Raw genomic sequence first — 21,404 nt, forward strand, 5'->3', positions numbered from 1 at the left:
AACCAAAATCACAAAGCCTTGGCGTAGAGCGCGAGCAGCTTGCTCCAGACCTTTTCGGCCTGGACCTTGTCATAGACCGGCGCGTCGATCGTGCACCAGCCGTGCTGCGCGGGATAGACGGCCACATCGGCCGGGCGCTCGGCGGCCGCGGCGGCATCCTTCAGTGCGGTCTTGTCACCCGGCGCGCGGGCATCGTCGTTTTGCGCGATGGCAAAGATGAACGAGGCTTGCGTCTGGCCCAGCAGTTTGTGCGGGCTGTTGGCAGTGTCGTTCACCAGGTTGGCGCCGTGGCACGAAACCGCTGCGCCAACCCGCGCGGGCCGGGCATAGGCCGCGAACACGGTATAGGGGCCGCCCATGCAATAGCCCTGGGTGCCGATCTTGTGCGCCGTATCCACCTGCGGCTGCCGGTCGAGCCAGTCGATATAGCTGCCGGCATCGGCCTGGATCTTTTCCGGGCTCAGCGCCTGGATCATCGGTTGCAGTTTCTGCTGGCCTTCGGGCGTGCGCCAGGCGGCAAAATCAGGCAGCACCGGGGCCGGGCTGTTGCGGTAATAATGGTTGATCGCCAGCACGGCAAAGCCGGCTGCGGCCAGGCGCGTGGCCATGGTCTGATACGCATCGCGCAGGCCGGCGATGTCGGGCCAGAGCAGCACGGCGGGATGCTTGCCTTTGGTGGGATAGACGAAGAAACCATCGGCCGTGCCGTCGGCCGTCTCGATGGTAACCGGGCGCGATTGCGTTGCCAAACCGGCCGGGGTGGCGGCCACGCAACCGGGCGCAATGGCCAGGGTGGCGGCGCCAGCACCCATGGCGGCGAACTGGCGACGGTTCACCGCCAGCCACTGCGTGTTGTCGTCTTCGGTCAAGCTGTCGCACATGGCGCGTCTCTCCAGAACCTGTTCCCCGTCCGCCCACAGGATTAGAGTCTGTTTGGAAAATGCGCTATGGCGCATTTTCGTTGCGGCACCGGCCCGCTCCCCCACCCGACCTCCCATAGGGTACTATCGTTGGGAGGTCGGGTGGGGGAGCGGGCCGGTGCCGCAAATCCGGCAAAGCCGGATTTCCAAACAATCTCTTAGCGCAGGCGGGCGGGCAACGGGAATCGGTTTTTGGGGCAGGCGGTTTCAGGTGAGGTCTGCCAGGCCCACCTTGATGCCGGCCTGCGCCTGGGCCATGGCCGCGCGGCGCAGGCGTTCGATTTCCAGCCGGGCCGGCGGGGCTTCTTCCTGCGGCAGGGCAGCCAGGCTGGCTTCATAGATTTCTCGGAAATCCTCGGCGAATTCGGGGTGGGTCAGGATCAGGCCATCGCCGCGCGCCATGCCGGCAAAGATCTTCTGCCCCACTTCATAAGGGTCCATGCCCGCTTCGAACGCGGTGCCGAACTGCTGCAATTCCGCCGCGCTCACCGGGGCAAAGCCGCTTTCGCCAAAGGCCTCGGGCCGCTTGAGCGCGCTGTCCCAGGCATTGGTGCGGGTCAGGGCAGGGCAGCACAGGGCGCAGCCGATGCCATGGGGCGCCAGGTTATAGCGTAGCGATTCGGTCAACCCGCGCACGGCAAACTTGCTGGCGGTGTAGATGCCCGCCTGGGGGCCGGGCAGGAAAGCGGCCATGCTGGCCACGTTGACCACGGCGCGGGGGCCGCTGGCGGCCTTGATCGCCGGCAGGGCGCTGACCAGGCCATTGACCACGCCGCCGAAATTGACCCCCATGATCCAGTCGTAATCGGCAAAGCTCGCCTCGTCGGTATCGCCGAACACGCTGACCCCGGCGTTGTTGACCAGCACGTGCAGCGCGCCGAAATGCGCCACGGTCTGTGCCACCACTTCGGCCCAGCGGGCACGGTCGGTAACGTCAAGCGCGAGGAACAGCGGCGCGGGGCGCCCTTCTGCGGCAAACTGCGCGGCGACGGCATCGCGTTGCCGCGTGTCGCGATAGGTCAGGGCAAGGGCCATGCCCGCATCGCTGAAAGCACGCGCCACGCCCAGGCCGATGCCGGTTCCACCGCCGGTGACGAGCGCCACCTGGCCGGCCCAGGGCGCGTGGTTTTCTTGCGCGTGCATCGATGATTTCCTCTCGCCATCTTTTCTATAATCGTTAGTGTTGCATACTAACAAAGAGAATGGGAGAGCCTAAAATGAGCGAGCTGGAGCAGCGCCTTGCCGACCTGGAAGCGCGCGTGACGCAGATCGAGGATGTCAACGCCATCCGCCGCCTGCAGTGGGCCTATGGCTATTACATCGACTACAACCGGCCCGAGGAAGTGGCCGGCCTGTTTGCCAAGGATGGCGCCGTGGTGTTCCTGTCGGGCGAATATCGCGGCTACGAAGGGATCATGCGCCTTTATGGTACCTGGTTCCAGAACCTGTTTACCGGCGGGCGGCGCGGGCCGGTCAAGGGCCTGCTGCTCGACCATTTCCAGTTGCAGGACGTGATCACGCTGGCGCCCGATGGCCAGACCGCCAAGGGCCGCTTTCGCGGCATCCTGGCCGGCGGCTGGCACGATGCGATCCTCGATGCCAAGCCCGAAGGGATGCCGCAGCAGTTCTGGGAATCGGGCATCTATGAAAACGACTATGTGAAGGAAGACGGCGTCTGGAAGATCAAGCGCTTGGACTACATGATGCAATGGCAGGCCGACTATGAAACCGGCTGGGCCAAGACCACCGCGCACCTGCAGCCGGCGGTGCAATGCTACCCCGAAAATCCCATCGGGCCCGATGTGATCCTGCCCGAAACGCAAGTGCGCGAAACCTGGCCGCATCGCCAGGAAGTGCCGATGAGCTTTGCCCATCCAGTGCTGGCTGCTGCCTTTGCCGTGGGCGATTTCACCCCCTTGCAGAAGCGCTGGCCCTGATCGGCCGCGCCTAGGCGTGCTAGGCCACGTCCTGGCTTTCGCGCGGTTGATCCAGCTGGTGGTCCCACTGGGTCATCCGCGCCAGCAGCCGGCTGGCGGCGCGGCGGAACGTGCCGCGGTCACGGCTGTTGAAATCGGCAAAGAGCTGGCGACTCACTTCGGCCATGGCGGGCACGCTGCGGTCGAACATGGCCTGTCCGGCCTCGCTCAAACGGAACGGTTTGCGCCGGCGATTGCGCAAGTCTTCGCCCGGTTCCACCAGGCCTTTATGATGCAGTGCAACCAGCGCGCGGCTGACATTCATGGGAGGGACGCCCATGATTTCCGAAAGTTCGTGGCCGGCCAGTTCGCCTTCGCCGCCCAGCGCCAGGATGATGCGCAAGTCGGTCGGCGCCAGGTCCAGCGGCTCGGCCACGCCGATGCGCATCGGGTTGGCCACAAAGGTGGCCAGTTTCAACAGATCGACCAGCAGCGCGGCGTCCTCGTCCACGCCATCCATGGCATTGCGGGGTGGTTCGGCGGCGGTGCGGCCCGAGTTCGTGCGGCTGATCATGCCGCTTAGTATGACAACCACGGCAAGCGCGGCAAGAGGCCGCATGCTTTGCTGCGCTGCATGGTGAATGGCGCAGAATTCCGCCGATTTTGGCGGCATCGTGCGCATTCGGGCTTGTTGTTGGATTGCATCAGTTGTTATTATCCGAATGCGGCTGCAAACGCCCTCTTGCGCTCTGCTAATTAGTATGTCTAACTAACAAACAGAACGAGGCTCGATAACGGGCCGATCCAGGAGAGGGGCTTATGGCCAGCATGATTCCCAACACGCTATCGTTGCGTCTTTTTGCCGCAGGCAGCGCGGCCGCCATGGCATTGGCGCTGAGCACGGCCGCGCAGGCTGCCGATGCAGCGCCGCAGCAGGCGCCCGCACCGCAGGCCACCACGCCCCAGGGCGATGCGCAGGCGGCGAGCGAAGACCAGGGCATTCGCGAGATCGTGGTGACCGCGCAGTTCCGCAACCAGCGCCTGCAGGACACGCCGCTTTCGATCACCGCGGTGGATGCCGGGCTGCTGGCCGCGCGCAACCAGACCGACATTTCGCAGATCGCGGCCCAAGCGCCCAACGTGCAGCTTACCCAGATGGGCGGGGCGTTCGGTTCGTCGATGGCCGCCTACATCCGCGGCATCGGCCAGTACGATTTCAATCCGGCCTATGAACCGGGCGTGGGCATGTATGTCGACGATGTCTACTATGCCACGCTGACCGGCTCGGTGATGGACCTGCTCGATCTCGACCGGGTGGAAGTGCTGCGCGGGCCGCAGGGCACGCTGACCGGGCGTAACTCGATCGGCGGGGCCATCAAGATGTTTTCGGTCAAGCCGCAGCCGGGGGATTCCGGCCAGATCGAAGCTGTCTATGGCGCGCGCAACCGCGTCGATCTGCGCGGCAGCCTGAATTTCCAGCTGGCCGACGGGCTCTATGCCCGCGTCTCGGGCGTGTACAAGCGCCAGGACGGCTATATCGACATCGTCGACTATGGCTGTGCCAAGCCGGGCAATTCGCTGGGGCTGACGGCGGGCGCTAACGTGCCGGCCAACTGCGTGACCGGCAAGCTGGGCGAGAAGAACTATTCCGGCCTGCGCGGCTCGCTGCGCTACAATCCCAACGACAAGATCGATTGGGTCGTGACCGGCGACTATACCTACGAAAACCGCTCCAACGCGGCGAGCGTGCTGACGGTGGACGATACCACCAAGACCGACGGCATCAATTTCATCTGCGGCCCGCGCTGCACGTATGCCAACTGGTACATGGATGCAGGTGGCCAAGCCGCGCAAAGCTATTCCATGCCGCGCAACACGGTGTTTTCCGGCTGGGGCGTTTCCAGCAACCTGACCTTGGGCCTGACCGACGATCTCAAGCTGGTTTCGATCACCGCCTATCGCAAGTACAAGCAGACGTTCGGCACCGACGACGATTTCACGCCCGATCCGAACATTGCCGGGGCCGGCTACAACGATCTGCGCTTCCACTTCTTCAGCCAGGAACTGCGCCTCAACGGCAAGATCGGCGATCTGGCCGACTGGACGATCGGCGGGTTTTACAACGACCAGACCTCGGTCTATTTCACGCGGCAGGACATCCGCTACATCGGCCACGGCGCGCCGTTCCTGTTCCTGCAGTTCCTGGGCAATGACCCGGTCAACGCCAACAGCAAGGCCGCATTCGGCACCGTGATCCTGCATCCCACGCCCGGTCTCAACATCACGGGCGGGTTGCGCTATACCAAGGAGCACAAGGACTATACCTTCGTGCGCAAGAACTGGTCGGGCGGCACGCTGACCGACATCTTCGGCGTGGGCGCGCTCGATGGCACGGTGGCGAACTACAACGGCAGCAAGCTCGACTGGCGCCTGTCGGTGGATTATCGCTTCAGCCCCGAATTGCTGGCCTATGCCACGGTCAGCACCGGGTTCAAGGGCGGCGGCGTTACCGCGCGGCCGTTCACCAAGAACCAGGCCGTCAACGGCACCTTCACACCCGAAACGCTCACCGCCTATGAAGTGGGCATCAAGTCTGACTTGTTCGATCGCAGGGTGCGCTTCAACCTTTCGGGCTTCGTCAACGATTACAAGAATATCCAACTCCCGCTGGCGGACTGCTCGATCCTTGACGGCTTTGCCGTGGGCACCGATCCGTTCCCCTGCGCGGCGATCGGCAATGCCGGCGATGGCAAGATGTGGGGCGCTGAAGCGGAATTGACCGCGCACCCGGTCGAAGGGCTGGATATCGACGCCACGCTCAGCTGGATCGACGGCAAATGGAACCGGATCGGCGCCACGGTGGGTAAATCGATCCAATTGCAGGATCCGATCGTCACGCCGCACTGGCGCGGCAGCTTCGGCATCCAGTATCGCATCCCGGTGGAAGGCCACGGCTCGCTTACTCCGCGCTTCGACCTTGCCTATACCGGCAAGCAAAGCGTGGGCCGCCTGAGTGGCACCCGCCCGCTGGACTACAACCCGGCCTTTGCCGTGGGCAATGCGCGGCTGACCTGGCGCAACGAGAAGGAAGACCTGACCGTCGCCTTTGAAGTGCAGAACCTGTTCGACAAGTACTATTACCTGCCGCTGCGCTTCCAGGCGCTCTATGCCTCGGCCGGCACGGTCTACAGCAACGTGGGACGCCCGCGCGAATGGGCGCTGAGCGTGGCCAAGAAGTTCTGAACTGATTTTCCAGTCATGAGGGGAAAGGGGTAGCCTGCAAGGGCTGCCCCTTTTCGTTTCAGGGCATGGTTCGGGCTTGCCATAACCGTATCATTTGTTAGCGTTGAGGCAGGGCCGAATCCGGCCGGACCAACGGGAGAAGGGCCAATGCTCGATCGAGCCGGCTACGAACGCTACCTGGCCGCGTTCAATGCCAAGGACTATGACGGCGTGGCCGACTTTTATGTCGATCCGCCGCACATGGAATTCTTCGGCATTGTCATCACCAGCCGTGAAGAATTGAAGGCGTTCTATGGCTGGCTGCATTCCTGCGTGAAGGAAAGCGTTTCGATCCATAACTTTGCCGCAAGCGACACGGCCACTGCCGTGGATGCGATCGTGCGGATCGAGGCGCTGCGCGACCTGACGCGCGAAGAACTGGATGCCAAGGGGGCAATCGGATTCTTCCCCATCCAGGCAGGCCAGGTGCAGGAAATCCGCCAGTTCATCTTCTACACCACGCGCGATGGCCGCATCGAGAAAGTGGAATGCGCGCTGCCGCCGCCCCTCGCGGCCTGATCCATGCAAGGTAAGGAAAGTCCCATGCTGCTTCCCCAGGGCGTGCACATCGCCCATCCCGAGCGCCTTTTCATCGGCGGAGCGTGGGTGCCGGCCCACAGCGGCCGGCTGATCGAGGTGGTCTCGCCCGACAGCGAGCAGGTCGTGGCTCGCGTGGCCGAGGCGGACGAGGTGGACATGGACGCCGCCGTGGCCGCCGCCCGCGCCGCGTTCGACCATGGCCCCTGGCCGACCACGCCGCCGGCCGCGCGGATTGCGGCATTCCGGGCGATGATCGACCACATGCGCCCGCGTGCCGAAGAACTGGCGCGCGCCTGGACCGCGCAGATCGGTGGGCTGGCCAGCTTTGCCGGGCCGATGCACCAGGGCGCGCTGTTCGCGCTCGATGGCATTGCCGGCTTTGCTGAAAACTTCCCCTTCGTGGAACAGCGCCCCAGCCATGCCGCCGCCGCCGCACTGATCGTGCAGGAACCGGTGGGCGTGGTGGCCGCCATCGCGCCGTGGAACGGTCCGTTCGGCATCATGGCCAACAAGGTGGCCTATGCCCTGCTGACCGGATGCTGCGTGGTGATGAAGCCGTCACCCGAAACCCCGCTGGAAGCCTATATCATTGCCGAAGCGGCACAGGCGGCGGGCCTGCCGCCCGGCGTGGTCAACCTGGTGCCCAGCCATCGTGAGGCGGCCGATCACCTGGTCAGCAACCCCGGCGTGGACAAGGTCAGCTTCACCGGATCGACCCTGGCGGGCAAGCGCATCGGCCAGGTCTGCGCCGGCCGCGTGGCGCGCTGCACGCTGGAACTGGGCGGCAAGTCTGCTGCCATCGTGCGCGACGATTTCGCCATCGACCATGCCGCCAAGCTGCTGACCGGCACGATTACGATGATGAGCGGGCAGGTTTGCGCGATGCTAAGCCGCGTGATCGTGCCGCGCGCCCGGCACGACGAGCTGGCCGAGGCGATCGCCCGTGAAATGAAGCAGGTGGTCATTGGGCATAGCGATGATCCCACCGCCCAGCTTGGCCCGGTGGCCATGCAGCGCCAGTTGGAGCGGATCGAGGGCTATATCGCCCAAGGCAAGGCCAGCGCCGATCTGGTGACCGGCGGCAACCGGCCCAGCCACTTGAACCGCGGCTATTTCATCGAGCCGACGTTGTTTGCCAACGTCGACAACGCCGACGCGATCGCCCAGGAAGAGATTTTCGGCCCGGTGCTGTCGCTCATCCCGGTGGACGACGAAGAGGAGGCCGTGGCCGTGGCCAATGCCAGCGCCTATGGCCTCAACGGTTCGGTGCTGACCCACGACGCGCAGGCCGCTTGGGCCATCGGCCGTCGCATCCGCACCGGCGGCTTTGGCCAGAACGGACTGCGCATGGATTTCGGCCTGCCGTTCGGCGGCTTCAAGCAATCGGGCGTGGGCCGCGAAGGCGGGCCGGAAGGCCTGATGCCCTACGTGGAAACCAAGACGATGCTGCTGGATGCGCTGCCGGAAGGGCTGTGACGCTCACTCGGTGGCGTGGCGGCTTTGTGGCCGCAAGCCATAATACTCGTTGGCGATGCGGCGTACGCCCTCCCGGAATGTGGCGCCGCCAAAATTCAGCAGCAGCCCCAAGGGCATGGACAGCAAGCGCAAGTAGGTCAGCACTTGCTTTCCATGCACCGGGGCGCATCGTTCCAGTGACTTGATTTCAACCAGCAGGGCGTTGTTCACAATCAAATCGGCGCGAAAACCTTCGCTCATCACCATGCCGTGCCAGACGATAGGTATGGCTTTCTGGCGCTCCACCTGCATGCCGCGCTGCTCCAGCATATGGCACAAGATCGCCTCATAGACGGATTCCAACAGTCCCGGCCCCAGATCAACGTGCAGCTTGTATCCGCAGTCGATGACGGCTGCTGCAAGCGTTTCCAGGTCTGCCGAGGCGTTGCTGCCATACATCACTGCATAGTGTGCCGTAGACTCAACCCCGACAAGCCAGAATGCCGCCAGTTTGGCAGTGCCTCGCCGCACGTATGAAAAGAAAGCCGAATCCGGCGCAGTCGGAGCAAAAACGTCATTTCCCTTCTTCTTTGTGGCTTTGTGTCTTTGTGTGAAACAAATTATCCATTTTAATTTCACACAAAGACACAAAGCCACAAAGGGAAGAAGAAAGGATTATTCGCTTCGGCTGCGCCGATTTTTCACAATTTGTGTAAGGGCAACCGGCTGGCTTTACCCCAATTCCAGGCACCCGCCGTCCACATAGAGATCGACGCCGTTGATGAAGCTGGCTTCGTTGCTGGCTAGGAACAAGGCGGCGCTGGCCACTTCTTCGGCGGTGCCCATGCGGCCGATGGGCACGACCGATGACAGCATGTCGCGCATGCCGGCGATCTCTTCGGCGCTGGCGTCGCGCTTGAAGATTTCGGTGTCGGTGGGGCCGGGGCTGATCAGGTTCACGCGGATGCGGCGGGGCAGCAGTTCCTTGGCCACGATCCGGGCCATGGCGCGCAGGCCGGCCTTGGCGGCGGCATAGGCAACATTGCCGGGCACGGCCGCCACCGAACCGATCGAGCCGGTGATCACGATGGCCCCGCCATCGCGCAGCAGCGGCAGGGCATGCTGGATGGCAAAGAATGCGCCGCGCAGGTTGACGGTGTGGATCTGGTCCCAGAAGTCCTCGGTCACTTCCGGCACCATGGCAAAGCCGCCGACGCCGGCGTTGACGAACAAGACATCAATCCCGCCCAGCGCCTGCTCGATCTCGGCCAGCGCCGCGCGCGTTTGCGCCACGTTGCCCATGTCGGCACGGACGGCGAGCGCGCCACATTCCTGTGCCGCAGCATGCAGGGTCTGTTCGTTGCGACCCGTAAGCGCAAGCCGGGCGCCTTCGGCAGCGAACTGGCGCGCAGCAGCCAGGCCGATGCCGGCGTTGCCGCCCAGAATGACCACGCATTTGTCGGTAAAGCGCATGAAGCGAGCGCCTTTCAAAACAGAGGGAGAGGATTGACCGGCGCGGTCGGCACGTCCTGGATCACGTCCCAGTGCTCCACGATCATGTCGCCCTGGCAGCGAAAGATATCGACCACGGCAAGGCCGGGGTCGCCCGGCCAGCGTTCCACATGGGTGTGTACCACCACGTGATCGCCATCCACGAAGCTGCGGTGGATCGTCTGCCGCGCATCGGGCGATTCGGCCCTGACGCGGTCGAGAAAAGCCTTGAGCGCGGGCACGCCAGGTTCGGCCAGCGAGCTGTGCTGGATGTATTCCGGGGCGATGTAACGATCGACTGCGCTGCTATCCATGGCGATCAGCACATCCTGGTACATGGCCAGCACGCGCGCCAGCAGGGCCTGTTCGGCCGGCGTTCGAGACATCCGCAACTCTCCCCTTTTATTCTAACAATTGGTAGGATATGCTATGGCTAAACCCGCGTCAAAGGCTTGTTGCCAATAGAGCGCGAAAAGGGAGAGATGATGGACCGCGAGGCCCTTTATGCCGCACTCGATGCGTTTCTGGCGGCGCTGGACAAGGGCGACAGTGCCCGCGTGAATTGGGCAGCCGATGCGCTCTTTTCCGAAAACAACGTGATGCTGGCCACCGATGACGGGGTGTGGGGCACAGTGCAGGGGCTGGGCAGCTATCAACTGCGTTTTGCCGATACGCGCACGCGCCAGGTCGGCTATTTCGGCACCCTGATCGAGGCGATCGAGGAATCGGCGCTGACTGTGCGGCTCGCGCTGAACGAGGCGGGCGAGGTGGCGGAAGCCGAGCTGCTGATCGTGCGCCAGTCCGACAGCGGCATCAAGTTTGAAAACCCGCGCTATTGGGACAAGCCGATCCTGCATCGCGCGCCCGAAAGCCCGGTGGAGCGGGCCGAGATGGTGCGCCTGTCCAACGGCTATTTCGACACGCTGCAGCAGAACGACGGCACGATCCACACGCGGTTTCACCCCGATTGCCAGCGCGTGGAAAACGGTGTGCAGACCACCCGCAATCCCGAATTCGCCAAGATCGTGCCGGTCTCTGCGCTGGGCTGCGAAGAGCAGTTCCGCATGGGCAACTATCGCTATGACGACGAACTGCGCGCGCGCCGCTTTCCCCTGGTGGACGAGGAACGCGGTCTGGTCCTGGCGTTCGGCTTCATCGATCATTCGGGCCGGATCGACACCTATCAATTGACCGACGGGCGCACGGTGAAAAGCCCGGTGCGCCGGCCGCACAGCTTCTACATCTCAGAACTGTTCAAGATCGACCACGGCATGATCGAGCAGATCGAGGCCAATTTCATCACCGTGCCCTATCGCATGCCCAGCCCATGGGATGCGCTGTGATGCGGGGGGTGTGTGCTTGGCTGCGGGAGGCTTCGACAGGCTCAGCCCGAACGGGGTTCAGGTCCATGAATCCGTTCGCCCTGAGCCTGTCGAAGGGCCCTGCGCGGCGCTCGACCGATGAAGGCTTCGACAAGCGCAGCCTGAACGGGGAGGGGCAATATCCGCCATGTTCTCCCCTCTTCAGAGGAGGGGCCGGGGGTGGTGGACACCTGGCGCAAGGCATCCACCACCCCCCGACCCCCTCCTCTGAAGAGGAGGGGGAGAAGAATGCCACCTCCGTTCGCAACCTGGCCATTCTCGCCACCGCCAGCCTGGCGCTGGCCGCTGCGGCGCCGCTCACCCAGGGGGCCGGCGGCCAATGGCCAGCGCCCGGCGGAGACGCGGGCAAGACGCATTGGTCCACGCTCACCGGCATCAATCCGGCCAACGTGGCGCGCCTCGGCCTGGCGTGGGAGGCGGACCTGGGCACCGCGCGCGGGCAGGAGGCCAGCCCGGTGATGGTCGATGGCGTGCTCTATGTCGCCGGCAATGCCGGGCGCGCTTATGCCTATGATGCGGCGTCGGGCCGCGAACTCTGGCGGTTCGAGCCGGAGGTGGACATGCAGCGCAACCGCACCGCGTGCTGCGACATGGTCAACCGCGGGCTTGCCGTTTCAAACGGCCGCGTGTTCATCGCGGCCCTGGACGGGTGGATGTACGCGCTCGACGCGAAGACCGGCGCCGTGGTGTGGAAGACCGATTTCATCGAAGACCGCAAGCGCGGCGACAATTCCACCGGCGCGCCCGAAGTGGCGGGCGACGTGGTGGTGATCGGCATGGGCGGCGCGGAGTATGACGTGCGCGGCTATGTCACCGCGCTCGACGTGAAGACCGGCGCGATCCGCTGGCGCTGGCACGTGGTGCCGCATGATCCCGCGCTGGGGCCGCAGGAAACGCCCGAGCTGGAAGCGGCGCTCAAGACCTGGGACCCCAAGAGCCGCTGGGACGTGGGCGGCGGCGGCGCGCCGTGGGATGCGATCAATTTCGATCCTGAAACCGGTTACGTCCTGGTCGGCACCGGCAATGGCGGGCCTTATGCCCGGTCCAAGCGGTCGCCCTCGGGCGGCGACAATCTCTATCTCGGCTCGCTGGTCGCGCTCGATCCCAAGACCGGGCGGATGGTGTGGCATTACCAGGAAACGCCCGGCGACAATTGGGATTTCACCTCCACCCAGCCAATGATCCTGACGCACATGGCGGTGGACGGGCAGGACCGGGGCGTGATCCTCCATGCGCCCAAGAACGGCTTTCTCTATGTGATCGACCGCAAGACGGGGCAGGTGCTGCGCGCCAATGCCATTGCGCGGGTCAATTGGGCCAAGGGGTTCGAGCCGGGGACGATGCGCCCGATCCTGAACCCGGAAGCCTCGGACTATACCGACGGGCCCAAGATCGTGTTCCCCTCCACGGTGGGCGCGCGCAACTGGTTTCCGGCGGCCTATAGCCCGCAGACTGGCCTCTATTACGGATCGGTGGCCGATATCGGCAACCTGATCTTCATGACGCCGGGCGCCAAGCCCTATCGCGCCCGCGCGCTCAACAACGATGCCGCGCTGATCTTTACCCCCGATGTGGCAGCGGCGGTGGAAACCCTGCCGCCGCCCATGGCGCAGGCGGTGAAGGCCTTGCCTGCCTTTGCCGACGCGAAAGCCAATCCGGGCAAGAGCCAGTTGCGCGCGATCGATCCGCTGACCGGCAAGACGGTGTGGGCGGTGGACAGCGAAGGCTGGCAGGACCGGGGCGGTGTGCTGGCTACGGCATCGGGGCTGATCGTGCAGGGTACGCTTTCGGGCAAGCTGGTGGTGCGCGATGCGCGCGATGGCAAGGTGCTGAAATCCATCGAGACGGGCAGCCCGATCATGGCCGCGCCGATCACCTATACGGTCGAGGGCGTGCAATATATCGCGGTGCAGGCCGGCTGGGGCGGGGGTGGCTGGGCGTTTACCCCGCGCTATTCGGCGGCTTACGCACGCGGCAACCAGAACCGCCTGCTGGTCTTCCGCCTGGATGGCCGCAAAGTGCCGTTGCCCCCGCTGCTGCCGCCGCTGGAAGTGGCGCCGCCGCCACCGGCGCAAGCGGCCGGGGTCACCGCCGAGACGATCGCGCGCGGGCAGGGGCTGTTCTTTGCCAACTGCGCGATCTGCCACGCGAATATCCACCGCTCCATGGCGCCGGACTTGCGCCGGATGCAGCCCGCCACGCACGAGGCGTTCAAGCAGATCGTGCTGGAAGGAGCGCTGCTGCCGGCCGGCATGCCGCGCTGGGACGATGTGCTCAAGCCCGGCGATGCCGATGCGATCCACGCCTATCTGATCGACCTGCAAGGCAAGACCCGCGCCGACGAACTGGCCAAGCAGAAGGCCGGCAAGCCGATCGACGGGCCGAGCCTGACCATCCTATCCAACTATTGATTGGGTCTTGTTTCATGGACTTTTCCACGCTCGACAATCCCCGCCTGGAGTTCGCCTTTGCCTGCACGCTCAAATTCACGCGCGTGCAGATGGTCCCCGATCTGCCCAGCGGCGGCATGCGCAGCGCGGTCTATGTGGACGAAGGCGTGTTCGAGGGGCCGCGCCTGAAAGGCCGCGCGGTGCCCAATTCGGGCGGCGACTATGCGTTCTTTCGCCCGGATGACACCGCCGCGTTCGATGCGCGCTATGTGCTGGAAGTGGATGATGGCACGTTGATCTACATGCAGAACAAGGGCTTCCTGTGGGGGCGCGAACCGGGCACGATGGATCGCCTGCGCGCCTGGGCCTTTGCCGGCGGCGCCCCGGTGCCCCACGCCGAATACTACCTGCGTGCCCAGCCCACGTTCGAGACGAGCAAGGGACCGCACGACTGGCTGACGCGCCATGTGTTCATCGGCGTGGGCGAGCGGCGCCCGGATGGCAACCATGTGAAGTATTACGCGCTGACGTGAGCAGCGGGGCGTTTTCGCGGCGATCTGTCCCGTGGGCAGAGCGCAGCGCCGGGGCCCTTCGACAAGCTCAGGGCGAACGGAAGGGGGCAAGATTGTCCCCAAAACCCCGTTCGGGCTGAGCTTGTCGAAGCGCCAGGCCCGCGCCCTCACACCGCCGCGTTCTCGTCCAGTTGCGGGGCGTTGGCCTTGGCCAGGATGCTGCGCAGGCTTTCCTTTTCATCGGGATACAGCACGTCGGTTACCTTCCAGCCTTCCACGTCCTTGGTCATGGTGATGACCAGATGCGCGGTGGGGCCGTCGCTCACGCCATAACGCGTGACGGTCACGCGGGCGACGGCGTGGCGGGCATCGGCGTGTTGCAGGATGATCGCCTGGCGCAGCTTGCTGGGGTTGTTGCACAGGCACAGCGGGTTGGCGGTGAGGGCCACGGTATCGCCGCCGCGCAGCGTGTCGGACAGCATGCCCGAAAGCTCTTCGGAGAAATAGCGATGGCGCAGGTCGCCCACGGTGGAAACCGATCCGGCAATGCCATCGTCGGCGAACATCGCCTTGAGGAAGGCCACCGGATCATCGGGCGTGCCGGTGGTAAAGACATCGGGCGTGGCGCCGTCGCTGGGATCGGCATCGAGCGATCCGGCCGCGCCGGTGGCGGCAACGGCACCATCGGCGCCCGGAGTCAGTTTGTCGCAGGCGGCGGTCCCGGCCAGGATCGCCAGGGAAAAGGCGGCTTGCGCCCATCGGTGTTTCGTCATGCCAGGGTCTTGCTTGCTTGAAAGTCCTGGTCCCCGCCGGGGTGATAGCGCAGCGGCGCGCGCGGCGCGACAGGAAATGCAGGTGCGGCCTTGACGCGCAGCTGATCACGCGGCACAACGATAACAATTGTTAGAAAATACCAGTCAGAAAACGAGTCCCCGCGTGAGGGACCGTGATGGGAGAAATCTGCCGGTGAAACTGCACCTGCCGCCCCGCGTCAGCCCCCAGGGCTTTGCCACCGCGCTCAAGGCCTATGCCGGCGTGGTGGGCAAGGACTGGGTCATGGCCAGCGAAAGCGACCGTGACGCCTATTCCGATATCTATGCCCCGGGAGACGCCGAGCAATGGGCGGCCTCTGCCGCCGTGGCACCTGCCAATGTGGAGGAAGTGCGCGCGATTGTGCGCCTGGCCAACGAGCACAAGACGCCGCTCTGGCCCGTCGCGCGGGGCAAGAACCTGGGCTATGGCACGGCCGCGCCGCGCATGGCCGGGTCGATCGTGCTCGACCTGGGGCGGATGAACAAGATCATCGACATCGATCCCAAGCTGGCCACCTGCGTGGTGGAACCGGGGGTCGGGTTCTTTGACCTCCACGATGCGATCCTGCGCGGCAACCATCCCTTGTGGATGAGCGTGCCGGGCAATGGCTGGGGCTCGGTCATCGGTAACGCGCTCGATCACGGCATCGGCTATACGCCCTATGGCCTGCACGCGCGCAACTTGTGCGGGTTGGAAGTGGTGCTGCCCGATGGCGATCTGCTGCGCACCGGCATGGGCGCGATGAACAACAACCCGGCCTGGCACCATTTCCCGTTCAGCTATGGCCCCACGTTCGATCTGGCGTTCACCCAATCGAACCTGGGCGTGGTGACCAAGGCAGGGCTGTGGCTGCAGCCCGCGCCCGAAGCCTCGCTCGAACTGATCTTCGACATTCCCGAAGAGGGCGATATCGGCTGGGTGGTCGATACCATTGCCCCGATGAAAATTTCCGGGCTGATCGAACAGAACGTGTTCATCCCCAGCTGGCTGGGCAAGATGGTGCTAAAAGGGCAGCGTCACGATTTCTGGGACAAGCCGGGCGCCATTCCCGAATGGCGCGTGGCTGAACTGCTCAAGCAATACAAGCTGGGCTATTGGCAGGTGGCGCTGCGCCTCTATGGCGAGGAAAGCGTGATCAAGGCCAAGGCCGAGATCGTGAAGGCGGCGATGAAGCGCCACCTTGCCGCCCCGCCGCAGGAGAACTGGTGGCGCCAGGGCGACGCCATCGGCCAGTACGAGATCTCCATGGGCGTGCCCTCGGCCGTGCCGCTGCAGATGTCGGACTGGATCGGCGGGCGCGGCGCGCACATGGGCTTTTCCCCCGTGGTGCCGGCCAGCAGCGAGCATGTGCTGGGCCAGTTGAAGCGCAGCCGCAAGATCATCGCCGATCATGACGTGGATTTCTATGCCAGCTTCACCATCGGCGGGCGCTTTGCCAACAACATCAACATGTTGATGTATGATCGCGACGATGCGCCGATGGTCGAGAACATGAAGGCGCTGTTCAATGCGCTGATCAGCGAAACGGCCAAGGCCGGCTACGGCGAATACCGCACGCACCTGGGCTGGATGGACCCGGTGATGGACACGTTCGATTTCAACAACCACGCGCTGCGCCGGTTCGACGAGAAGGTGAAATCCGCGCTCGATCCCAATGGCATCATTGCGCCGGGCAAGCAGGGGGTGTGGCCCGCTGCCTATGCCGCGCAGCGCAGTTCCGCGCCGCAGGGTGCCGTAACCAAAGGCAGCGTCGCCGCCAAGGGAGGAAGGCCATGAAGCGCGCAGTTCTGGCAGGGGCGGCCGTGGTGCTCGGCGCGTCGGTCGCGTTGGCGCAAGGCAATGCACCCCATGCCCCGATGGGGCCACCGCCGGGGCCACCGCCGCCCTATCAACTCCGCCCGGCCTATCCCGCCGGGGATCGCAACGCCGCCGGCGGCGATGGCAAAGTGCTGTTCGAGGCGCATTGCGGCTATTGCCATCTGGCCGGTGGCATGGGCACCAACCTGGTGACCAAGCAGCAGATCATGATCGGACGCACGCCTGACCAAGGCCTCCTGGCCAACCGCACCGATCTGACCGCCGATTACGTCAAGGCCGTGGTGCGCAATGGCAAGGGCGCCATGCCCACGCAAACCCGCGTGGACATCACCGATGCCGAGCTTGACGCCGTGGCCAAATACCTGGGGAAGGCCGGTTGATGCGCGGCGCTCTTGATCGGCGCACGCTGTTGCGCACCGGCACGCTGGTGGCGGCCGGCACGGCGCTTCCCGCCGGCGCCCAGGCCGTGGCACCACCCGCGCTGGTGGTGTTCGACAGCCGCGTCGCGGAAAGCCGGGCCTTTGCCGCCAGCTTTCCGCTCGCCGCGCGTCATGACGTGATGCACGGTCCTCTGGCGCTGCGCCGCCGCCTGGCCGGCTTGGCGCCGGGCCGCGTCGAAGGGCTGACCGGGTGGAGCGATTGGGTTACCCTGCGCGGCGCCGCGCGCGGGCAGGGCCTGCGCCCCACGGCGGAAAATGCCGTGCCCGCCCCGGTTTCGGGCAAGCGCAACCTGTTCCGCTGGAGCATGGCAGAGCGGGTTTAGCCGCAGCATCGGCTCGCTATCCCCCGTCATCCCACGTCCGGCCTGGGATGACGGGGGGAAGCGCTCCCCAATTGCCTTTTTGGGCAGCAAACGTGAAACGCACGCACGTGGCGGCTTGACCGCCGATGATCCGCAATTAGTATGCAACACTAACAAATACCGGGGTAACCGGAATCGGGAGAGTCGATGCCATAGCGGCTTGTGCGCATTTGGTTTTTGCCTGCACGTCGGCGCGCTCCCGGTTCTGCCAAGATGCGGATGAGGAGAAGCCATGCGTGCCATTGACTATTTCGACCGTGGCCATGACCGCGATCCCGCGCGGCTGGCGATTGTCGATACGCAAACCGGTCTAAAGCTGACGTTTGCGCAGACCAAGGCGCTCAGCGAACGGATCGCTGCAGCCCTGCAACGCAACGGCTTCGAGAACCAGGACCTGCTGGGCCTTTATGGCCCCAACGATGGCATGCTGCTGGTGGTTTTGCTGGCGATGTGGCGCGCCAATGGCAAATGGATTCCGGTCAACACCCGCAACGCCATCGATGCCAACGCCGCCTATATCAACTACGTACGCTGCAAATGGCTGGTCTATCATTCCAGCAAGGCCGACGAAGTGGCCCAGCTCAAGGCGCTGTGCCCGGTGATGCAGCATTTCGTCTGCCTCGACCGGCGGATGGGCGATGACCCCAGCCTGGAAGAGTTCATGGCCGGGGTGGACGCCGCCGATTTCGTCGAGCCGGAAATCGACGCCTTCGGCAACCTGTTCGACATGGTCGGCATCTTTCCCACTGGCGGCACGACCGGCCCCTCCAAGGGCGCCAACGTCACCAACCTGGGCTGGGGCACGATGATCGAGACGGCGGCCGATGCCATGGGCGGGCGCACCGATGATCCCGTGGCGCTGGTTTCCGCCCCGATCACCCACGCCGCCGGGCCGATTTCGCTTTCCACGATGAGCCTGGGTGCCACGCAGGTGATCCTGCCGGGCTTCGACGCGGAAGCCGTGCTGGCCGCGATCGAAGAATACAAGGTCACGCACATGTACCTGCCGCCCACGGCGCTGTACCAGTTGCTGGCCTCTCCCCAGATCGGCGCGCACGATTATTCCAGCCTCAGGATCTTCATCCTGGTCGGCTCGCCCTGCTCGCCCGAAAAGCTGCGCCAGGCGGTGGAAATCTTCGGGCCCTGCATGTGCCAGGCCTATGGCCAGGTGGAATGCCCGATGATCGTGGCGTGGTTCCCGCCCGAGGATGTGGCCCGCTTTGCCCGAGAGGCGCCCGACAAGCTGGCTGCCTGCGGCAAGCCGACCCGCTCGATCAAGGTGGCGCTGCTCGACGACGATGGCCAGCCCGTGCCTGCGGGCGAGGCGGGCGAGATCTGCGCGCGCGGGGCCCTTGTCACCCACAGCTATTTCGAAAAGCCCGAGGAAACCGCCGAAATCCGCAAGTTCGGCTGGCACCACACCGGTGACGTGGGCAAGCTCGACGCCGAGGGCTATCTCTATATCGTCGACCGCAAGAAGGACATGGTCGTCTCGGGCGGGTTCAACGTGTTCACCGCCGAAGTGGAAGCGGCGGTGACCGAACTGCCCCAGGTGCGCGAAGCCTGCGTCTTTGGCATCCCGCACGAAAAGTGGGGTGAACAGGTGCACGCCGTGGTCGTGGCGCAAGGGGTGAGCGAGGCCGAGATCATCAGCTTTGCCAAGGCGCGGCTGGGCGGGGTGAAAGCGCCCAAGTCGGTGGAATTCGTCGATGCCATTCCGCGCACCGCGGCGGGCAAGATGGACAAGAAAGCCCTGCGCACGAAATACTGGGGCAATGCCCAGCGCATGGTAAACTGACCTGCAAAAAAGCAGGCGCGAAAAACAAGCGGTGGTGGAGAGGAAGCGGGTGATGCAAAAAAGGTTCACGGCCGGTTGGGGCGTGGCATGTCTGGGTGGGGTGTCGCTGTCGCTGGCCCTGGTGCTTGCTGCGTGCACCAAGGGTGATGCGGCGCCAAAGGCGGCGCCGGCCAACAGCGGGGTGACCGATGCACTGATCGCCCAGGCGCCTGATGGCGAGTGGCTCAGCTATGGCCGCGACTATGCCGAGCAGCGTTTCTCGCCGCTCGATGCGATCAACGCCGGCAATGTCGGGCAACTGGGACTGGCCTGGTCGGTCGATTTCGATACGGCGCGCGGGCAGGAAGCAACGCCCCTGATGCACGATGGCGTGCTCTACACCACCACCGCCTGGTCGATGGTCAAGGCCTATGACGCGCGCACCGGCAAGGTGATCTGGGAATACGATCCCAAGGTGCCACGCGAGCAACTGGTTTCGGCCTGCTGCGACGCGGTGAACCGCGGGGCGGCGCTCTATGGCGACAAGATCTATGTCGGCACGCTGGATGGACGGCTGATCGCGCTGGACCAGAAGACCGGCAAGGTGGTGTTCGACAGGCAAGTCGTGCCCGACCAGAAGAACTATGCGATCACCGGCGCGCCGCGCGTGGTGAAAGGGCGGATCGTGATCGGCGCGGGCGGCGGGGAATACCGCGCACGCGGCTATATCGCCGCCTATGACGCGCAGACCGGCGCGCAAGTGTGGAAATTCAACACCGTGCCGGGCAATCCCAAGGACGGTTTTGAAAACCAGGCGATGGAGGCAGCCGCCAAGACCTGGACCGGGGACTGGTGGACGCTGGGTGGCGGCGGCACGGTGTGGGACGGGATCACCTATGATCCCAAGACCAACCTGATCCTGTTCGGCACCGGCAATGCTGAACCGTGGAACCCGGCGCCGGCAGGGCGCAGCGGCGACGCGCTCTACACCTCGTCGATCGTGGCGGTGAATGCCGATACCGGTGCCTATGCCTGGCATTACCAGGAAACGCCCGAGGATCGCTGGGACTTCGATTCCGATGCCCAGATCACGCTCGCCGATATGACGATCGATGGCAAGCCGCGCCACGTGGCGCTGCACGCGCCCAAGAACGGCCATGTCTATGTGCTTGATGCCACCACGGGCCAGTTCCTGTCGGCCACACCCTTCGTGCCGGTGAACTGGAACACCGGCATCGATCCCAAGACCGGCCGCCCCACGATCAACCCCGAGGCGCGCTATGAAAAGACCGGCAAGCCGTTCATCGGCCTGCCCGGCGCGGGCGGGGCGCATTCCTGGCAGCCGCAAAGTTTCAGCCCCAAGACCAACCTGCTCTATATCCCGGCCAATGTGGCGGGCTTCCCCTATTTTGCCGCCAAGGACTGGAAACCGAGCGGGCTTGGCTTCCAGACCGCGATCGATGGCTATACCACTTCGATGCCGGCCGATCCCAAAGTGCAGGCCGGCGCCCTGGCCGGCACCACCGGCGCGCTGATCGCCTGGGACGTGGCCAATCGCAAGGTGGCCTGGCGGGTGGACCAGGTTTCCCCGTGGAACGGGGGCATCCTGTCCACCGCCGGCAACCTGGTGTTCCAGGGCAATGCCCAGGGGCAGTTCGTGGCCTATAGCGCCGACAAGGGCGAAAAGCTGTGGTCGTTTCCGGCGCAAAGCGGGATCGTGGCTGCGCCGATGACGTATGCCATCGGTGGCGAGCAATACGTGGCCGTGATGGTCGGCTGGGGCGGGGTGTGGGACGTGGCCACCGGCATCCTGGCGCACAAGGGTGGCGCCTCGCGCAATATCAGCCGCCTGCTGGTGTTCAAGCTGGGCGCCAAGGGCCAGTTGCCCGCGCCGCCGCCCAGCAACGCCGGGCCGCTCGATCCGCCCCCGCTGACCGGAACGCCGCAGCAGGTGGCCCATGGCGGGCAGCTCTATGGCCGCTATTGCAATGTTTGCCACGGCGATGCGGCGGTGGCCGGCGGGGTGAACCCGGACCTGCGCCACTCGGGTGCGATCGGTTCGGCCGAGGGGATCAAGATGGTCGTGCTCGATGGCGCGCTGCACGAAGCCGGCATGGTTTCGTTCAAGAGCGTGCTGAGCGCCGACGATGCCGAAGCCATCCGCCAATACCTGATTTCCCGCGCCAACGAAGACAAGGCGCTGGAAGCCAAGACGGGCAAGCGCATCGGCAAGGGCACGGCGCGCAACTGATGCGCGCTTGGCCCACCAAAATTGTTATGTTACATTACAAATAACGGAGAGGAGT

At 64.7% G+C, this 21,404-nt stretch carries 19 protein-coding genes; 12 read left to right on the plus strand and 7 right to left on the minus strand.

Translation table 11 applies throughout. The features are described from left to right. Nucleotides 1–8 precede the first annotated feature (8 nt). Both FHW94_RS14140 and FHW94_RS14145 read right to left on the minus strand, forming a co-directional pair. Nucleotides 9–881, minus strand: coding sequence for a dienelactone hydrolase family protein (locus tag FHW94_RS14140; RefSeq protein WP_168556459.1), 873 nt, complete (start codon nt 879–881; stop codon nt 9–11). A gap of 246 nt (nt 882–1,127) precedes the next feature. Further along, nucleotides 1,128–2,063, minus strand: a complete 936-nt coding sequence (locus FHW94_RS14145) for an SDR family oxidoreductase (RefSeq protein ID WP_168556460.1) — start codon at nt 2,061–2,063, stop codon at nt 1,128–1,130. A 74-nt stretch (nt 2,064–2,137) separates the two neighbouring features. Between FHW94_RS14145 and FHW94_RS14150 the strand changes: the two genes are divergently transcribed. Further along, nucleotides 2,138–2,857, plus strand: a complete 720-nt coding sequence (locus FHW94_RS14150; protein ID WP_168556461.1) for a nuclear transport factor 2 family protein — start codon at nt 2,138–2,140, stop codon at nt 2,855–2,857. A gap of 19 nt (nt 2,858–2,876) precedes the next feature. Here the strand turns inward: FHW94_RS14150 and FHW94_RS14155 are convergent, their stop codons facing one another. Next, complete coding sequence (locus FHW94_RS14155; protein WP_168556462.1) at nt 2,877–3,455, minus strand: MarR family transcriptional regulator; 579 nt, start codon at nt 3,453–3,455, stop codon at nt 2,877–2,879. Nucleotides 3,456–3,655: 200 nt separating this feature from the next. Between FHW94_RS14155 and FHW94_RS14160 the strand changes: the two genes are divergently transcribed. The 3 genes from FHW94_RS14160 to FHW94_RS14170 all read left to right on the plus strand — a co-directional run bounded on the left by FHW94_RS14160 (nt 3,656) and on the right by FHW94_RS14170 (nt 8,134). Further along, the gene (locus FHW94_RS14160; RefSeq protein ID WP_168556463.1) at nt 3,656–6,079 is read left to right on the plus strand and encodes a TonB-dependent receptor; all 2,424 of its coding nucleotides are present in this window, start codon (nt 3,656–3,658) and stop codon (nt 6,077–6,079) included. A 147-nt stretch (nt 6,080–6,226) separates the two neighbouring features. Further along, nucleotides 6,227–6,637, plus strand: a complete 411-nt coding sequence (locus FHW94_RS14165) for a nuclear transport factor 2 family protein (protein ID WP_168556464.1) — start codon at nt 6,227–6,229, stop codon at nt 6,635–6,637. Nucleotides 6,638–6,664: 27 nt separating this feature from the next. Further along, complete coding sequence (locus FHW94_RS14170) at nt 6,665–8,134, plus strand: aldehyde dehydrogenase (protein WP_210425682.1); 1,470 nt, start codon at nt 6,665–6,667, stop codon at nt 8,132–8,134. Between the two features lie 3 nt (nt 8,135–8,137). Here the strand turns inward: FHW94_RS14170 and FHW94_RS14175 are convergent, their stop codons facing one another. The 3 genes from FHW94_RS14175 to FHW94_RS14185 all read right to left on the minus strand — a co-directional run bounded on the left by FHW94_RS14175 (nt 8,138) and on the right by FHW94_RS14185 (nt 9,990). After that, entirely contained in the window at nt 8,138–8,572 is a 435-nt protein-coding gene (locus FHW94_RS14175; protein WP_168556576.1) for a GxxExxY protein, read from the minus strand. Nucleotides 8,573–8,845: 273 nt separating this feature from the next. Continuing rightward, a complete protein-coding gene (locus tag FHW94_RS14180) occupies nt 8,846–9,586 on the minus strand; it encodes an SDR family oxidoreductase (protein WP_168556466.1) in 741 nt (246 codons plus the stop codon). 14 nt (nt 9,587–9,600) lie between these two features. Continuing rightward, the gene (locus FHW94_RS14185) at nt 9,601–9,990 is read right to left on the minus strand and encodes a nuclear transport factor 2 family protein (protein WP_168556467.1); all 390 of its coding nucleotides are present in this window, start codon (nt 9,988–9,990) and stop codon (nt 9,601–9,603) included. A 99-nt stretch (nt 9,991–10,089) separates the two neighbouring features. Here FHW94_RS14185 and FHW94_RS14190 point away from each other — a divergent pair, with 99 nt between their 5' ends. The 3 genes from FHW94_RS14190 (at nt 10,090) to FHW94_RS14200 (ending at nt 13,909) form a co-directional block, all read left to right on the plus strand. After that, nucleotides 10,090–10,947, plus strand: a complete 858-nt coding sequence (locus FHW94_RS14190) for a hypothetical protein (RefSeq protein ID WP_168556468.1) — start codon at nt 10,090–10,092, stop codon at nt 10,945–10,947. 65 nt (nt 10,948–11,012) lie between these two features. Next, on the plus strand, nt 11,013–13,397 hold the full coding sequence (locus FHW94_RS14195; RefSeq protein ID WP_168556469.1) for a PQQ-dependent dehydrogenase, methanol/ethanol family: 2,385 nt from the start codon (nt 11,013–11,015) through the stop codon (nt 13,395–13,397). A 14-nt stretch (nt 13,398–13,411) separates the two neighbouring features. After that, nucleotides 13,412–13,909: a DUF3237 domain-containing protein gene (locus FHW94_RS14200; RefSeq protein WP_168556470.1), complete on the plus strand. Its 498-nt coding sequence runs from the start codon at nt 13,412–13,414 to the stop codon at nt 13,907–13,909. A 146-nt stretch (nt 13,910–14,055) separates the two neighbouring features. Here the strand turns inward: FHW94_RS14200 and FHW94_RS14205 are convergent, their stop codons facing one another. After that, nucleotides 14,056–14,661, minus strand: a complete 606-nt coding sequence (locus tag FHW94_RS14205; RefSeq protein ID WP_168556471.1) for a hypothetical protein — start codon at nt 14,659–14,661, stop codon at nt 14,056–14,058. Between the two features lie 193 nt (nt 14,662–14,854). Between FHW94_RS14205 and FHW94_RS14210 the strand changes: the two genes are divergently transcribed. The 5 genes from FHW94_RS14210 to FHW94_RS14230 all read left to right on the plus strand — a co-directional run bounded on the left by FHW94_RS14210 (nt 14,855) and on the right by FHW94_RS14230 (nt 21,349). After that, nucleotides 14,855–16,477, plus strand: a complete 1,623-nt coding sequence (locus tag FHW94_RS14210) for an FAD-dependent oxidoreductase (protein WP_168556472.1) — start codon at nt 14,855–14,857, stop codon at nt 16,475–16,477. After that, nucleotides 16,474–16,899 (plus strand): cytochrome c, encoded by a 426-nt coding sequence (locus FHW94_RS14215; protein WP_168556473.1) that lies wholly within the window; start codon nt 16,474–16,476, stop codon nt 16,897–16,899. The genes FHW94_RS14210 and FHW94_RS14215 overlap by 4 nt, the downstream gene beginning before the upstream one ends. Further along, nucleotides 16,899–17,282: a hypothetical protein gene (locus FHW94_RS14220; protein WP_168556474.1), complete on the plus strand. Its 384-nt coding sequence runs from the start codon at nt 16,899–16,901 to the stop codon at nt 17,280–17,282. The genes FHW94_RS14215 and FHW94_RS14220 overlap by 1 nt, the downstream gene beginning before the upstream one ends. Nucleotides 17,283–17,553: 271 nt before the next feature. Further along, on the plus strand, nt 17,554–19,119 hold the full coding sequence (locus FHW94_RS14225; protein WP_168556475.1) for an AMP-binding protein: 1,566 nt from the start codon (nt 17,554–17,556) through the stop codon (nt 19,117–19,119). Between the two features lie 52 nt (nt 19,120–19,171). Continuing rightward, nucleotides 19,172–21,349 carry a PQQ-dependent dehydrogenase, methanol/ethanol family gene (locus FHW94_RS14230; RefSeq protein ID WP_168556476.1) on the plus strand — a complete coding sequence of 726 codons (2,178 nt, stop codon included), beginning with the start codon at nt 19,172–19,174 and terminating at the stop codon, nt 21,347–21,349. Nucleotides 21,350–21,404: the final 55 nt, after the last annotated feature.

Source organism: Novosphingobium sp. SG720, from assembly GCF_012275365.1.
Lineage (GTDB): Bacteria > Pseudomonadota > Alphaproteobacteria > Sphingomonadales > Sphingomonadaceae > Novosphingobium > Novosphingobium rhizosphaerae.